The following is a 13,774-nucleotide window of genomic DNA, read 5'->3' on the forward strand; positions in this document are numbered from 1 at the left end:
CTGGACACCCATCCGTTGTCCCGGTCAGACTGAACGTGCCGGATGGCCTGGACACACTCGTCTTGTGAGAGGATCAGTCTCCAACCATCATCCCGAACCATTGGACCAACCGGATTAGGTCTGTCAGATCGGGAAGTTCATCTCCACTGCAGTCCGCCACCAGGACACCCGCGACGGCTCCTTCTCTTCCAAGGGGAATGATGGCCGTTTTGGGGGATAGCTCAGGGACACCGAGAGCACTGGCGAGCTGACCTGCTCCAATGCCGCCGGGCTCGATTTCGGTCAGAGCCTTGCCTGACCGGATCACGCCCTCGACCAAACTGATCCCGCGTGGAAGGTCGGTTTTCGATTTCCTCAACCGATAACCGAACCCCGCGCGTCTGCGAATCGATTGCTCCTCGGCGACCAATATCGCAACCCGCGAAAAATACGCGGCGGCAAGCTGTAGCAAGGCGCTGACGCCGTGTTCAGGGCCACCATCAGAGAGCAGAGTTTCGACCAGCTCCGAGACACCCGGTGGCAGCCCGGGGTCTCGTTCCTGCTGGCGTAACCGAAGTTGCCGGTCCACGACCGATGACAGTGATTCGGCAATATTCGAGGCGGCGACGTTGATGTCGCCGGTTGGCGCTGGTAGGAGAAAGGAGGTCCCTGCATCAATCAACTCCTGAACCCATGCCGGATCTTCGAGCGGCCCTACGTACACGAGAGGCACCGGCGGATCGACCTTGGACACGCGACGCACGAGAGAAAGCAACTGTTGCTCCGACCCGATCTCCGTACCGGTCCGCTGGTGGTGCACGACGACGAGATCCAAGCCGTCGAGGTCCTCGTCATCCGACCCCGTCAACGGCTGCAAACGCCACCCCTGCCGGCGCCAATCCAGTTCGAGATTTCCCCACCACCATCTCGGATTCGGCGTCAGTACACCGATTTCGGTGAATAACATGTCCTCTGGAGCATCTGCCTCCAAATCCAGCACCAGATCGTCGAGCGGATTCTGGGGAGCTTGATCCGGAAGATCGTTGACGGGCGATGTCTGTGATACCGCCATCGCATCGGAGGGCTCTTCCTCCAGCAGCAACTCCACCTCGAAATCCGTTGAAGCGGCGCCTGCCGCTTCGACGTATGTCGTCAGATTCACCATATCGCCGACCAGTCTTTCAACCCGCCTCGGCGTGAATCGAAAATCCCCGTAACGGGATCCGAGGATCTTGCCCGCCCTTTCCAGATCGCTCCTGGTCGGCGCCCTGACCCGCCCTTTCTCCATCTCGAGACGAAGGGACCCCTCAGGTGTGTCGATCTCGAGCACTCCGTTCGGCGAGGTGGCCGACACCAGCCGAAGTAAATCGGTTGCTGCCAGGTGCTCAAGGCTTCCCGACAGAGGCCGTCTCATCGTTCCACCTCCCGAGGTGGATCTTCAACTTCGGAATTTGCTACGTAGCTCATGAAGTCACCAGATTTTAACTCGAACCGCCGCCTGTGAACGACATGCTCACCCGAAACCACCTCGAGCTGCCACACTCCCGGGAGCAGATTGGAGAATCGGGCCAGCGGGTCGAACCGTGCGCGTCGAATATCGCTGCCGCTCCGGAGAATGGCAATCGTGTCGGAGTGATTCGTAGGCGGCACCAACCGGCAAACGAGGTTCGCACCATGGTTTGGCCGCACGATCCGGCCGCCAAACCTGGGTAATCGGTCGAGACCATCATCGGAAACAGCGAGGACCTGCACCTCCGGACTTCTCGTCACGGTGTCAGGAAAGACCAGGTGTCGGGGGGTGACCGTCCAGAGACCGAGTGTCGGGTCACTGGCAACCCAACCGGCGCCAGGCAAGCGGCATTCGATCCAGCGATGGGGAATCGGCTGTCGATCACCGACCAACAATCCGCTCACAGTGCGAGCCTCGTATCCTGCCGCCCGCAGCAGCGCGACAACGGCGTTGGCGAGCCCGGAGCAACGTCCTCTGCCACGCTCGAGGACAGATGTAGCATCCTGCGAACCGAGATCTTCGATGTCGACAACTACTCTGTCCGCCGCCCAGTCAAGAATCAGAGTTGCGCCCTCCCAGGCATCAAGGTCCGGACTCAGCTTCTCTTGCAGGTCACCTGGTAGAGAGAAGCCATCTGGCACCTCGGGCCGATTGCCGGCGATCACATCTTCGTAGGTGCCCGTGGAACCTATCGGTGAAAGGCTCGTTGCGACCCGGACCTCTGCTCGCCCATCTTCCCCCGGATAGACGACCTGTGAATAGCCGTTACTGGCGGTTGTGACCGGGAGGTCGTCACCGCTGACCAGATAGCGTGCCTCTTCTCCTACCGCTAGTGAAGCTACGAATATGACGACTGTCGCGAGCCTGCCAAACATTCTTCAGCCGGCGGCAGACCGTCTCTTTACAAAGCCGTCGAGAACACCATTGACGAACCGACCCGAATCCTTGGTGCCGTATTTCTTGGCGATCTCGATTGCCTCATCGATGACCACCGCATGAGGTGTACCGGTCTCGCAAATGAGCTCGTACATCGCCAGTCTAAGAATGTTCCGATCGACCGCGGCCAGCCGTTCGAGTCGCCAGTGGGTCGTCTGCCGGCTGAGCTCTTCATCGAGCTCGTCAATCCGGGAAAGCGTTCCGCGGAGAAGCGTGTCGGCAAATTCCCGGACTTCATCGCTCGCGTTGCGCCACTCTTCGAATCCCGCCTGCATCTCTTCAGGTGAGGCATTGGTGAGTTCGAACTGATACAGAAGCTGCAGGGCGAGCTCTCGGGCGCGCCGACGGGTACCCATCTATGTCGCCTTCCGATCAATCGTTGCGAGACGACTCACTCATCCCCTCCGGTCGAGCCTTTCACTCAGCCGTGCCATCTCGATGGCCGCCAGGGCAGCCTCCCACCCCTTGTTGCCCATCTTCGTGCCGGCCCGTTCGACCGCCTGCTCCAGGGTATCTGCAGTGATGACACCAAAGGTCATCGGAACGCCAGAGTTCATCGCAGCCTGCGCAACCCCCTTGGCGACCTCCGCGGCAAGAAGATCGAAATGAGCGGTTCCACCGCGTACGAGTGCGCCGATGCTGATGACCGCGTCGAATTCTGTGCTCGCCGCAAGCTTGGCCGCCACCAACGGAATTTCCCAGGCTCCAGGCACGCGAACGATGGTGATGTGGTCGTTCTCCGCTCCGTGGCGCTGGAGGCAATCCACCGCACCCGATTCAAGTCGTGTCGTCAACGCCTCGTTGAAGCGACTCACCACAATCGCGAATCGCAGTCCCTGTGCATCAAGATGTCCTTCGAGTACCTTCATGGACCCTCCCGACCCGGTTGGTAAACCGGCCCGTTCGTCATTGTAGCGCGTTTGCACGCAACCGCTCACCCAGTAATCAGTTATCAGTAGTGAGTTTGGAGATTCCGCTGATGACTCATCACTGATGACTGGTCTTTCGCTCCACTGCAGGCTCGCCGATCACCGCAACCTCAGCCAGGGTTTTCCCTTCCGCAGTGGCATGCAATATTTCACCGGCCCGGGTGACGAGCTCTCTGGCTTCAGCCTCGCGCACGACCTGTCGGATTCGAGACTCACTCCATTGCAGGTGGCGATGCAGGCTCGGTACACGGCATTCCTCGGCTTCGGAGGCGGTCGACTGGTGGTGAAGCAGGTGGACCAGAAGCATGCGAACACCGAGATCGAGCTTCTGAGAGCTGCGCCGTCTGGCCTGGGCCACCAAACCCCGTCGCGGCGCGAGCAGAAGGGCCGCGGCAAACAGTGTCCCGCAGATCGACGCCATCGATCCGGCGATCGATACGTCGAGTGCGAATGCGACCGCGCAACCGAGGCCCGCACATACCGCGGCCACAGCGGCGCCAACGCACAGCATCGGGCAAAACCGGTCGACCAGAAGATACGCTGTGGCCGGTGGTGCAATCATCAGCGCCACGACGAGAATCGAGCCCACGGCATCGAAGGCACCGACCGCTGTGATCGACACCAAAGCCATTAGCGAATAGTGGAGTGCGACCGGGGAAAAGCCGAGGAGCGCCGCCAGTTCTGGATCGACGGTCGCGAGCTTGAGTTCTTTCCACGCGAGGCCAATTGCCACCAGGTTGAGGGCCAGAATCCCACCCATGGTCCACAGGGCTCGTGGCCCCAACTCCATGCCTCCAACGATCATTTGGTCGAACGGCACCCAGGCTATTTCACCCAGCAGCACGGAGTCGGTGTCGAGATGAATATCGCCCGCAAAGCGGGAGATCAGAATCACACCCACAGAGAAAAGTGCCGGGAAGACCAGGCCGATCGCCGCGTCCTCGGGGACGAGGTGCGAACGAAGCAGGGTCTCGATAAGGAAGACTGTCAGAACGCCGGTGGACGCCGCGGCAATCAGTAACAGAGGCGAATTGAGGTCACGCGTCAGAAAAAAGGCGATCACGATGCCTGGCAGGATTGCGTGGGATATGGCGTCCGATACCAGCGCCGTCCGGCGCAACACGAGATAGGTCCCCGGCAGGGCCGCAGCGACGGCGGTGACGACGGCGGTCAGGAGGATTTGCAACTCCGGGCTCATCGGCCATCTTCCCTCGTCTCGCGGTCGAGGATTCGCTGTGCCTCGCGGCGGCCAACGGCGGTTGGTGCCCATCCACCATCTACCGTTCGTTGCGCCAGGCCGCGATCGGCAAGACGCTCGAGCGCCGCATCCACCTTCGCATCCGGAGGGCTCATGGTTCGAATTACCGCCACCGAGTGCCCGTGTTCCGGGTCACCCGGGTGTTGGTGTGACAGTGCGAAGAGGTGCATCAGCACGGGATCGAGATCGGGCGCAGCGCGCAGGTTGCCGATCCGAAAATAGCGCCACAAGAGCCCGCGGCGAGGAGCCATGAAGAGGGACACCACAACGATCAGGCTGAGAATGAGAACAATCGTCGGCCCGGTCGGCATGCGCGGCATCGATGAACTGATGACGGAACCGGAGACGCCCGATACGACCCCGATAGCGGCGGCGATCAGGACCATAGGAGCCAGCCGCCTGCTCCACTGACGAGCGGCGGCTCCGGGCGCCACGATCATGGCGCTCATTAACACCACACCCACGGTCTGCAGTCCGATGATGATCGCCACCACCAACAGGAAGGTGAGGAGTCCGTCCAGTCGGCGAACCGGCAACCCGAGACTGGCACCGAAATCGGAATCGAAACTCAGAAGTTTGAACTCTTTCCACAGCAGAATCAAAAGCACCAGCGCAACCGCACCGAGCACTGCCATTGCGACGACATCACGCTTCAGCAACGAGGCCGCCTGGCCGAAAAGAAAGGACTCGAGTCCTGCCTGAGCCGTGTCCGCACGTCGTTGGACAAGGGTCATAAGCACGAGGCCGAAGCCGAAAAACACCGCAAGCACGATCCCGAGAGCGCTGTCGTAGGGCACCCGCGATCGCCTCACGATCACCTGGACCCCCAGAGTGGCAATCCACCCGGCCACGCCTGCGCCCAACATCAGAACCAGTGGCACCTTGGATCCCGTCAACATGAAGGCCAACACGATCCCGGGCAGGGCTGCGTGGCTCACGGCATCGCCGAGCAGACTCTGACGGCGAAGATAGGCAAATGAGCCAAGAGCCCCGCTGGTTGCGCCCAGCACCGCTGATCCAGCAGCGACCAGACGCAGCGTGTAGTCGCCGAAGAATTCCATCACACCTTGTCCACTCCGGTGGCGGCGAGCACACCGACTCGTCCGCCGAATGTGAGACGGAGGTTCTCCTCGGTAAACACCTCCGTCACCGGCCCGGAGTCGATCGCTCGGACGTTGAGTAGAAGAACATGGTCGAAGTACTCGGGAACCGTCTGGAGGTCATGATGGACGACGATAATGGTCTTGCCGATACGCGCGAGGTCGTCCAGCACATCGATGATTGCACGTTCAGTCGGTGCGTCCACACCCTGAAACGGTTCATCGAGGATGTAGATGGGAGCATCCTGGACGAGAGCCCGGGCCAGGAGGACCCGCTGCTGCTGGCCTCCTGACAGTTCAGCGATCGGGCGACGGGCGAACTCGGTCATACCGACTTGCTCGAGGGCCGCTTCCGCGTCATCCCTTTCCTTTGTTCCAACCCGACGCAACCAGCCCACCCGGCCATAGGTGCCCATGGTTACGACGTCGATCACATCGGTCGGGAAGTCCCAGGACAAAGTGGCCCGTTGAGGAACATAAGCGATGGTGCCTTCGGCCCGATCGCGGGCACGCCCGAATATCCGCACCTCTCCGGCCACCGGTTTGACCAGGCCCATCGCAGCTTTGACCAGAGTGCTCTTGCCGGCTCCGTTGGGGCCTATGATCGCCATCTTCACGCCCTGAGTGACCTGCAGGTCGATATCCCACAGAACCGGCTGGTCCGCATAGGCAACGGTCAGATCTTCGACCTCGAGCGCCCAATCGTGTTTGGCGTTTTCCATTCTCACCTTCCCAGGCGCCACGAGATGCCGGCGCCCACAAGGAAATCGACCCCCCGATCCGTCAGGCGGCGCAATACCCGCATATCGGCCTGAAGATCGGGGTTCAATAGATGCGTGAGACCGGTGTAGAACGTGACCGTGCTCATGCTTTCGGAGAAATCGGGGCGGTCGGTCGCCAGCAGTGCTTCGGCCCAAGTCGACGAGCTCGGCGTCATGGCCGCCAGGCAAGCGCCAGACTTCAACGGGTTGGTGGTCCTACGCACCTTCGACCTCCTATTGGATGGTCCCGGGAGGACTCATGAGCGCGTTCACGATCGTGTTGACGTTGGCGCGCACCGTACCTTCGTAGCTGCCCTCTAGAGTGCCCGGATTCCCGAGCGAGTCAGAGTAGAGGCTACCCCCGATCTCAACCGCGAATCCACGAGCGCGAACCGCTTCACGGAGGGCCTGCACGTACCGCGGCGGCACCGAGGTCTCGACGAAGATGGCGGGAATCCTCCGTTCCGCGATGAACGCGGCGAGCTCCTGGACGTCAGAGGTGCCGGCCTCTGAAGCGGTGCTGACCCCCAGCAGGCCGCGGACCTCGAAACCGTACGCACGACCAAAGTAGCCGAAAGCGTCATGTGCGGTCACCAGAACCCGCTGCTCGGGTCTCAGAACACCGACCCGCTCGCGAACCCAGCTATCGAGCGCCCCGAGCTCTGCAACCGCGTCAGCCGCCCGCTGTCGAAACACCGCCTCGCGCTCAGGATCGACCTCGGCCAGCGACTCGGCCACACAGTCCGCCGAGCGAGACCACAGCGCGACGTCGAACCACACGTGCGGGTCGTGCAGGCCGGAGAATCCGGCCGACTCGATGAGTCCGTCCTCTGGCAAGCACTCCGCCACCGCCACCGTTCGCACTCCGCGTTCACCCAGTCGCTCCAGCACCTCGCTCATCTTCCCTTCGAGGTGTAATCCACTGAAGAAGATGACCTCTGCCGAACTCATGCGCCGCACGTCACCGGCCGATGCCTTGTAGAGGTGCGGGTCAATGCCGGCGCCCATCAGAGCTTCAACTTCGATTTCTTCACCACCGATGCCCTGTACGAGATCAGCGACGATGTTGGTCGTCGCTACCACCCGAATTTTGCCACCCTCGGCAGGGGTCTCACTCCCGCCCCCACAGGCGGCCACAGCGATCAACGCGGCACTCGTCGCGAGCCGCAGCATTATCTTCATGACTCCGCTCCTTCCATCCACAACAGCTCTGCGAGGTGAGCCGGCACCAACACACCGTCGCCTCCTACCCGAATGCGAACACCTCTCTTGTGACCCGAAATCACCTCGACGACGCTGCCCGGTGACAGACCGAGACCTTCGAGGAGCTCCAGGCTTTCCGGGTCTTGCACAACGACCCTGACAACGGTACCCGTTGACCCGGCGGGCAGCTCCTGAAGCGGAACCGACGTATCCTCAGGGGGAACACTCAGGTCGGGCGTCGGTATGGGATCACCGTGCGGATCGCGGGTCGGATGCCCCATCACCTCGGCGATTCGAGCTTCGAAACGCTCCGAGATGACGTGTTCGAGACGTTCCGCCTCGTCGTGCACCTCATCCCACGTGTAGCCGAGGTGCTCCACCAAATACGTTTCGAGCAATCTGTGATGGCGGACCATTTCGAGTGCCACCCGTTTCCCACCCTCGGTGAGGCGCACGCCACGGTACGGTGCATGCTCAACGAGGCCGAGTTGGGCGAGTCGGCTGACCATCTCGGTCACTGACGCAGGCTTGACCCTCAGGCGTCGAGCGAGGGCCTGGGTACTCACGCGACCCCCCTCTTCGCCAAGCAGGAATATCTGTTTGAGATAGTCCTCCTGCGACTCCGAAAGCCCGGGCCTGGAGGTCCTATCGAGAGGCGAGTGCACTGCCTTTTTCACAAATTTAGGTTAACCTAAATTTCATCCGTGTTCAAGAGGCGGCACTTCGGTATCATGGCCTCGGAGGTTCTACCATGTGTGACAACGAGCTGCTCATGATGACCTGCCGGCCTCTCGAATCAGGTACCCCGCCCCTTTCGGGCCACGACCTCGAGCACCGGCTGGGCCACGCCGAAGGCTGGGAGATCGAGGATGGGTCACTGACCAAGACCTTTCAGTTCGAGGACCACTACCAGACGATGGCGTTCGTCAATGCCGTCGCCTGGATATCCCATCGCGAAGATCACCACCCTGAGATGACCGTCGGTTACAACACCTGTGCTCTGCGTTACGTCACCCATTCGATCGGAGGCATCTCTGAAAACGACTTCATTTGTTCAGCCAAGGTGGATCATCTCGTCGGAGACTGAGTTCATCCGTTCACCGAAGGAGGCATCAATGAACAGCACTCGTCTCGCGTACGCAGTCTTTGCCGTCGGCACCATTGCCATTGTTCTCGCCGCCTGCGGCGCAGCCGGGCCGAAACCGGGAACTGCGGAAGCGCTCTACATCGATCTCGGCTGCGCGAAATGTCACGGTCCAGATCGCCAGGGACAACGTTCGGGGCCGCCGCTCATCAAGATCATCGATCACTGGAACGAGGAATCGCTCCTCCAGTACCTCAGGGACCCGAAAACCTTCGTCGAGTCCAATCCAAGACTCTCGTACCTCGACGAGCAGTACCCGATTGCGATGCCAGCCTATGCCGACACCAACGACGAGGATCTGCGAAAGCTGGCGCAATTCATTCTCAACAGTTGATGGCCTCTATCGAGCAACCAGTCATCAGTATCCAGTGACAAGTTCGCAGAATTCCACCCCCACTGGTCACTGGTCACCGGATCCTGATTGTTGGCTACTGGGCGGGCGTGGGGCCACGCAGCACGCGTGAGGGCAGCAGCAGGATCGAATGCAGGAACTTGAACACCGCGTCGACGGTGATGCCAATGAAACGGAACGGCAAAAGTATCAGCCACACGATCGGGTACAGCACCAACGCGAGCAAAGCCAAAGGCCAACAGACCACCAATAGGATTAACCACAGGAAAAAGGTCCACATTTTCATCTCCACACTCCAATACGCAGTTCAGCCGAGCTTTGTTCCATTTTTCGGGAAAGCCGCGGGTAGCTGAAAATCCGTCTCCTCGCCGACTCAGATCTTAGATACTCGATGCTCGATGCTCGATGCTCGATCCGCCCATCCGCCCATCCGCCCGCGAATCTCACAGATGACACAGGTGAAAAACACGCTCTCATGGAAGAACCCACCTACGTGTTCTGTGGGCCGATTGGCTGGCCTCTAGAATCGAGTATCGAGAAACGAGTATCGAGCGGATGGGCGGAGGCCCTTCGTGTTATCGTGTCGCAGATGGAGATGTTCGCATGAAAGGCATCGTTCTCGCAGGGGGTTCCGGCACCCGTCTTCACCCTGTCACCCAGGTCATCAGCAAACAGCTTCTACCCGTGTACGACAAGCCGATGATCTTCTATCCGCTGAGCCTGCTGATGCGGGCCACCATCCGCGAGGTCCTGATCATCTCGACGCCCCGTGACCTGCCATCGTTCCGAGACCTCCTAGGTGACGGCAGTCGCTTCGGGATGGATTTCACGTATCTCGAGCAGCCCAGGCCCGAGGGACTCGCACAGGCTTTTCTCATCGGACGAGACTTCCTCGACGGCTCGCCGGCCTGTCTCGTGCTCGGTGACAACATCTTGCACGGAACCGGCTTGTCCGACAGCCTGACGAATTGTGCAGCCCTAGAAGACGGGGCGCACATCTTTGGCTACCGGGTGCGCGACCCCGAGCGCTACGGCGTGGTTGAAATCGACGACAACGGACGCGCCCTTTCGATCGAGGAGAAACCAGATCGCCCGCGCAGCCGGCTCGCGGTACCCGGCCTGTACTTCTACGGGCCAGATGTCTGTGATCTGGCCGACGGGCTTGAACCGAGCGCGCGTGGCGAGCTGGAAATCACCGACCTCAACAAGTGTTACCTCGAACAGAATCGTCTCAGAGTAACGGTCCTGGATCGCGGATACGCCTGGTTGGACGCCGGCACCCACCGAAGCCTCAGCGAGGCGTCAAACTACATAGAAGCAATTGAAGAACGTCAGGGCCTCAAAATAGGCTGTCTTCAGGAAATCGCCTGGAGGAACGGCTGGATCGACCGCGAAGACTTTCGGCGCGAAGCAGAGGCAGCCGCTGGATCGAGCTATGGCGACTACCTAGCCGAGGTGTTGGAGAGGGCGGAGAACGAAGTTGCGTTTAGTTGACGAACCCATGACTGGCGTCAAGCTCCTCGCGCCGAAAGTCATCAGAGACGATCGCGGCTTCTTCATGGAAGCTTACAACCGCCGAGACCTCGCTCGTCTCGATATCTCGCACGTTTTCGTGCAGGACAACCACTCACATTCGACCCGCGGCGTCCTACGAGGGCTCCACTACCAACTCGCCTGCGCCCAGGCCAAGCTGGTGCGCGTCACCCGTGGCCGCGTTTTCGATGTAGTCGTCGACATCCGCCGGGGCAGCCCGAACTTTGGCAGGTGGTTTGGCGCCGAGCTGAGTGAAGAAAATCATCTGTGCCTCTTTGCCCCCGAGGGATTCGCACACGGCTTCCTCGTTCTGTCCGAGGTTGCTGACTTTCAGTACAAGTGTTCCGATTTCTTCAGCGCCGACGATGAGCGGGGCCTACCGTGGAATGATCCCGAGATCGCGATAGATTGGCCTCTGGATGGAAGAGAGCCCCTTTTGTCGGAACGCGACCGCGGATGGACATCGCTGGCTGATTCATCTGCTGAAGATCTCCCGGCGCACATGCCATGAGTGAAGCAGAACATCACCCACGCTCGATGCTCGTCACAGGCGGCGCCGGGTTCATCGGCAGCAACTTTGTGCGCTTTGCCCTCGCGGCCGAGCCGCGGCTGCGTATTGTCAACGTCGACGCCCTCACGTATGCCGGGCACCTGGCCAATCTCAAAGGAGTCGAGGAAGCGAACCGCTCGCGCTATACCTTTGTCGAGGCTGACATTCGAAACGTCGACTCGACTCGTCGCCTCATCGCCGAGCATCAGATCGACACGGTGGTCCACCTCGCGGCCGAAAGTCATGTCGACCGCTCAATCGACGGACCGATGGACTTCATCGACACCAACATCCGCGGCACCGCAAATCTTCTGGAAGCGGCACGTTCGGCGTGGCGGCAGCGCGAGGACGTTCGCTTTCACCACGTCAGCACCGACGAGGTCTTCGGTTCTCTAGGCACTACTGGGTTGTTCTCCGAGTCGACGCCGTACGATCCGTCGAGCCCCTACTCGGCCTCCAAGGCCGCCGCCGATCATCTGGTTCGCGCCTGGCACCGGACGTTCGGCCTCCCGGTGACACTCTCCAACTGCTCCAACAACTACGGCCCTTACCAGTTTCCCGAAAAGCTCATCCCGTTGATGATTCGCAACGCCATCGCCCGCAAGCCGCTCCCGGTGTACGGCGACGGTGCCAACGTTCGCGACTGGCTTCATGTCGAGGACCATTGTCGAGCGCTCGATCTCGTCGTGCGAACGGGCCAGCCGGGCCGCACCTACAACGTCGGCGGCCACGGCGAACGAACGAACCTCGAGGTGGTGAACAGTCTGTGCGACATCCTAGACGAGCTACGGCCACGCGCCGATGGAGGAAGCCACAAAGACCTCATCGAGTTCGTGGCCGATCGCCCGGGCCATGACCTTCGGTATGCGATCGACGCCGATCGCATCACGGACGAGCTCGGCTGGGCGCCGACCTACGACTTCGACTCAGGCCTGCGGGCGACCGTCGAGTGGTACCTCGATCACCTGGACTGGTGCGACGAGGTCACTCGCGATCAGTACGACGGTGAAAGGTTGGGGCTCGACACGTGAAATTCGGATTTCGGCATTCCCGCCCCAACCCCCGAAGCGAATCTCCATTCCGAATTCCGACTTCAGAATTCAGAATTCAAAAGACGAGCTGCACCATTGTGCGAACGCGGTAGTCGACCTGGGCAGGAGCCTTCGCGATCGGCGTCGGAACACCGTTGACCACAGCGTCCGGGTCAGCCGCAAAAGTCCGAACAAGGCGCGAGACATCAAGCGCTACTTTGTTGCGCCAGCCGAACAGTCGGTAACTCACCGCCGCCGAGGTCTCCGAGATCTCGGCTTCGATCGCGGGTACCCACTCTACTCCGTCGGTCACCTGCGGGGTGCCGAGACCCGACTCATTCGCCGCGCGGTAGGTCGGATCCTTCAGGCGAGTGATTGCAGCTCGCCGGATCCGTACCTCGAGCTTGTTCGGCACAACATACCAACCGGCGGCGACCCGCCAGCCTTCGCGTTCGAAGTCGTCCGCGAAAGCGGCGAAATCGTAGATTTCGGTCCCCCACTCTGCGTCGATCGACCATCCCCGGAAACGGGCGACAGCGGCGAGGTTGTAGCCACGCTCGTCGAACTCGGTAACCGTCTCGCTGGTGTTCGTGTACATCGACCCAATCACACCGAGCTTGAAATCGGGAGTCTCGGACACGTCTCCGACAACGCGCCAATCAACGAATCCCCAGGGGTGATAACCAACGCGGAGCGCGAGCAAGTGTCCACCACCTCCGTTTGAGAGGCTGGTCGTGCTCCGACCTTGCCACAGCCCGATCTGGTACTCGAAGGTGGGGGTGGAGTCAGATCCCCTGTGCCCCCTGAGCTGCACTCCCTGCGAGCGGTACAGGGTCATTCCTCCAGTTGCGAATCCGGTGTGTGCATATGAGCTGAGGGCAAAGCGGTCGGTACCTCCGCCCGGGTAGCGGGGCCCTTCCTTGGAAACCGAACCGAGATCGATATCGGTCTCGCCGTACATCAGCGACCGCTCGACCATGCCGAGAGCGGAGCCGGAGTTCATGAACTCGAGCCCGTAACTGATCTTCATGCGACCGCCGCCCAACTGGACGAGATCCGAGAACTTGTACTCGACCCAGAGGTCGTTGGCATTGATGCCCTGGGTGGGTTCGAGCTGAATGTGGATGAAATAGGTGAAGCGCGGGCTTCCGGCTTGGCCGCTGAAGTAGAGCCTTGCACGCCGTACAAAAAAGTTGGAGTAGTCCTCGTGGTTGAATCGGACCTTCGGATCGTAGTCGACGAACGAGTAGCGCATTTGGAGCAGACCGTTGAGGCGGAGCGAGAAGGCACCGTCCGTGGAGGCGAGACGAAATCCCTGATCGTAAAATACGCGGAGTGGCTTCTGCGTGTTTTCGGCGGCTTCATTTGCCGCGACCGGCGAGCTGAGAGAACCCAGCACCACCATCAGTACGACCGCCGTCCGCAGGACCCTCATCCGCCTTCCCCCGTCACCAAAACAGGCACAGTATAGCCCCTATATGTGGGGCT

17 protein-coding genes are annotated in these 13,774 nt (G+C 60.7%); 5 read left to right on the forward strand and 12 right to left on the reverse strand.

What is annotated here, in order from left to right; translation table 11 throughout:
• Positions 1-73: 73 nt before the first annotated feature.
• From LJE93_15650 to LJE93_15695, 10 genes are all read right to left on the reverse strand, one after another.
• Positions 74-1,393: a DUF4388 domain-containing protein gene (locus LJE93_15650; GenBank protein MCG6950349.1), complete on the reverse strand. Its 1,320-nt coding sequence runs from the start codon at positions 1,391-1,393 to the stop codon at positions 74-76.
• Positions 1,390-2,364, reverse strand: a complete 975-nt coding sequence (locus LJE93_15655; protein MCG6950350.1) for a transglutaminase-like domain-containing protein — start codon at positions 2,362-2,364, stop codon at positions 1,390-1,392. Before LJE93_15655 ends, LJE93_15650 begins: the two co-directional genes overlap by 4 nt.
• A gap of 3 nt (positions 2,365-2,367) precedes the next feature.
• Positions 2,368-2,781, reverse strand: a complete 414-nt coding sequence (gene nusB / locus LJE93_15660; GenBank protein MCG6950351.1) for a transcription antitermination factor NusB — start codon at positions 2,779-2,781, stop codon at positions 2,368-2,370.
• Between the two features lie 39 nt (positions 2,782-2,820).
• A complete protein-coding gene (gene ribE / locus LJE93_15665) occupies positions 2,821-3,294 on the reverse strand; it encodes a 6,7-dimethyl-8-ribityllumazine synthase (GenBank protein MCG6950352.1) in 474 nt (157 codons plus the stop codon).
• Positions 3,295-3,412: 118 nt separating this feature from the next.
• The gene (locus LJE93_15670; GenBank protein ID MCG6950353.1) at positions 3,413-4,552 is read right to left on the reverse strand and encodes a metal ABC transporter permease; all 1,140 of its coding nucleotides are present in this window, start codon (positions 4,550-4,552) and stop codon (positions 3,413-3,415) included.
• Positions 4,549-5,673 (reverse strand): metal ABC transporter permease, encoded by a 1,125-nt coding sequence (locus tag LJE93_15675; protein ID MCG6950354.1) that lies wholly within the window; start codon positions 5,671-5,673, stop codon positions 4,549-4,551. The genes LJE93_15670 and LJE93_15675 overlap by 4 nt, the downstream gene beginning before the upstream one ends.
• Positions 5,673-6,434, reverse strand: a complete 762-nt coding sequence (locus LJE93_15680) for a metal ABC transporter ATP-binding protein (protein ID MCG6950355.1) — start codon at positions 6,432-6,434, stop codon at positions 5,673-5,675. Before LJE93_15680 ends, LJE93_15675 begins: the two co-directional genes overlap by 1 nt.
• Before the next feature lie 2 nt (positions 6,435-6,436).
• A complete protein-coding gene (locus LJE93_15685) occupies positions 6,437-6,697 on the reverse strand; it encodes a transporter (GenBank protein MCG6950356.1) in 261 nt (86 codons plus the stop codon).
• Positions 6,698-6,707: 10 nt separating this feature from the next.
• Complete coding sequence (locus LJE93_15690) at positions 6,708-7,655, reverse strand: zinc ABC transporter substrate-binding protein (protein MCG6950357.1); 948 nt, start codon at positions 7,653-7,655, stop codon at positions 6,708-6,710.
• A complete protein-coding gene (locus tag LJE93_15695; GenBank protein MCG6950358.1) occupies positions 7,652-8,353 on the reverse strand; it encodes a metal-dependent transcriptional regulator in 702 nt (233 codons plus the stop codon). The genes LJE93_15690 and LJE93_15695 overlap by 4 nt, the downstream gene beginning before the upstream one ends.
• 74 nt (positions 8,354-8,427) lie before the next feature.
• Between LJE93_15695 and LJE93_15700 the strand changes: the two genes are divergently transcribed.
• Positions 8,428-8,763: a 4a-hydroxytetrahydrobiopterin dehydratase gene (locus LJE93_15700; GenBank protein MCG6950359.1), complete on the forward strand. Its 336-nt coding sequence runs from the start codon at positions 8,428-8,430 to the stop codon at positions 8,761-8,763.
• A gap of 28 nt (positions 8,764-8,791) precedes the next feature.
• Positions 8,792-9,154 (forward strand): cytochrome c, encoded by a 363-nt coding sequence (locus tag LJE93_15705; GenBank protein MCG6950360.1) that lies wholly within the window; start codon positions 8,792-8,794, stop codon positions 9,152-9,154.
• A gap of 94 nt (positions 9,155-9,248) precedes the next feature.
• On the opposite strand, the gene LJE93_15710 is transcribed toward LJE93_15705, so the two are convergent.
• A complete protein-coding gene (locus LJE93_15710; GenBank protein MCG6950361.1) occupies positions 9,249-9,452 on the reverse strand; it encodes a hypothetical protein in 204 nt (67 codons plus the stop codon).
• A gap of 323 nt (positions 9,453-9,775) precedes the next feature.
• On the opposite strand from LJE93_15710, the gene rfbA reads away from it, so the two are divergent.
• Genes rfbA through rfbB form a run of 3 tightly spaced genes read left to right on the forward strand, consistent with a single transcriptional unit; the run spans position 9,776 to position 12,286 of the window.
• Positions 9,776-10,666, forward strand: coding sequence for a glucose-1-phosphate thymidylyltransferase RfbA (rfbA, locus tag LJE93_15715; protein MCG6950362.1), 891 nt, complete (start codon positions 9,776-9,778; stop codon positions 10,664-10,666).
• 7 nt (positions 10,667-10,673) lie between these two features.
• Positions 10,674-11,216, forward strand: a complete 543-nt coding sequence (rfbC, locus tag LJE93_15720) for a dTDP-4-dehydrorhamnose 3,5-epimerase (GenBank protein ID MCG6950363.1) — start codon at positions 10,674-10,676, stop codon at positions 11,214-11,216.
• On the forward strand, positions 11,213-12,286 hold the full coding sequence (gene rfbB / locus LJE93_15725) for a dTDP-glucose 4,6-dehydratase (protein MCG6950364.1): 1,074 nt from the start codon (positions 11,213-11,215) through the stop codon (positions 12,284-12,286). Before rfbC ends, rfbB begins: the two co-directional genes overlap by 4 nt.
• Positions 12,287-12,362: 76 nt before the next feature.
• Here rfbB and LJE93_15730 read toward each other — a convergent pair whose 3' ends face one another.
• Positions 12,363-13,721: an OprO/OprP family phosphate-selective porin gene (locus tag LJE93_15730; GenBank protein ID MCG6950365.1), complete on the reverse strand. Its 1,359-nt coding sequence runs from the start codon at positions 13,719-13,721 to the stop codon at positions 12,363-12,365.
• Between the last annotated feature and the right edge of the window lie 53 nt (positions 13,722-13,774).

It is taken from the genome of Acidobacteriota bacterium (assembly GCA_022340665.1).
GTDB lineage: Bacteria > Acidobacteriota > Thermoanaerobaculia > Thermoanaerobaculales > Sulfomarinibacteraceae > Sulfomarinibacter.

Excerpts from the sequence above, each read along its gene's own strand:
- LJE93_15650 (MCG6950349.1), bottom strand. The coding sequence starts at position 1,393 with ATGAGACGGCCTCTGTCGGGAAGCCTTGAGCACCTGGCAGCAACCGAT.
- LJE93_15655 (MCG6950350.1), bottom strand. The coding sequence starts at position 2,364 with ATGTTTGGCAGGCTCGCGACAGTCGTCATATTCGTAGCTTCACTAGCG.
- nusB (MCG6950351.1), bottom strand. The coding sequence starts at position 2,781 with ATGGGTACCCGTCGGCGCGCCCGAGAGCTCGCCCTGCAGCTTCTGTAT.
- ribE (MCG6950352.1), bottom strand. The coding sequence starts at position 3,294 with ATGAAGGTACTCGAAGGACATCTTGATGCACAGGGACTGCGATTCGCG.
- LJE93_15670 (MCG6950353.1), bottom strand. The coding sequence starts at position 4,552 with ATGAGCCCGGAGTTGCAAATCCTCCTGACCGCCGTCGTCACCGCCGTC.
- LJE93_15675 (MCG6950354.1), bottom strand. The coding sequence starts at position 5,673 with ATGGAATTCTTCGGCGACTACACGCTGCGTCTGGTCGCTGCTGGATCA.
- LJE93_15680 (MCG6950355.1), bottom strand. The coding sequence starts at position 6,434 with ATGGAAAACGCCAAACACGATTGGGCGCTCGAGGTCGAAGATCTGACC.
- LJE93_15690 (MCG6950357.1), bottom strand. The coding sequence starts at position 7,655 with ATGAAGATAATGCTGCGGCTCGCGACGAGTGCCGCGTTGATCGCTGTG.
- LJE93_15700 (MCG6950359.1), top strand. The coding sequence starts at position 8,428 with ATGTGTGACAACGAGCTGCTCATGATGACCTGCCGGCCTCTCGAATCA.
- LJE93_15705 (MCG6950360.1), top strand. The coding sequence starts at position 8,792 with ATGAACAGCACTCGTCTCGCGTACGCAGTCTTTGCCGTCGGCACCATT.
- LJE93_15710 (MCG6950361.1), bottom strand. The coding sequence starts at position 9,452 with ATGTGGACCTTTTTCCTGTGGTTAATCCTATTGGTGGTCTGTTGGCCT.
- rfbA (MCG6950362.1), top strand. The coding sequence starts at position 9,776 with ATGAAAGGCATCGTTCTCGCAGGGGGTTCCGGCACCCGTCTTCACCCT.
- rfbC (MCG6950363.1), top strand. The coding sequence starts at position 10,674 with ATGACTGGCGTCAAGCTCCTCGCGCCGAAAGTCATCAGAGACGATCGC.
- rfbB (MCG6950364.1), top strand. The coding sequence starts at position 11,213 with ATGAGTGAAGCAGAACATCACCCACGCTCGATGCTCGTCACAGGCGGC.
- LJE93_15730 (MCG6950365.1), bottom strand. The coding sequence starts at position 13,721 with ATGAGGGTCCTGCGGACGGCGGTCGTACTGATGGTGGTGCTGGGTTCT.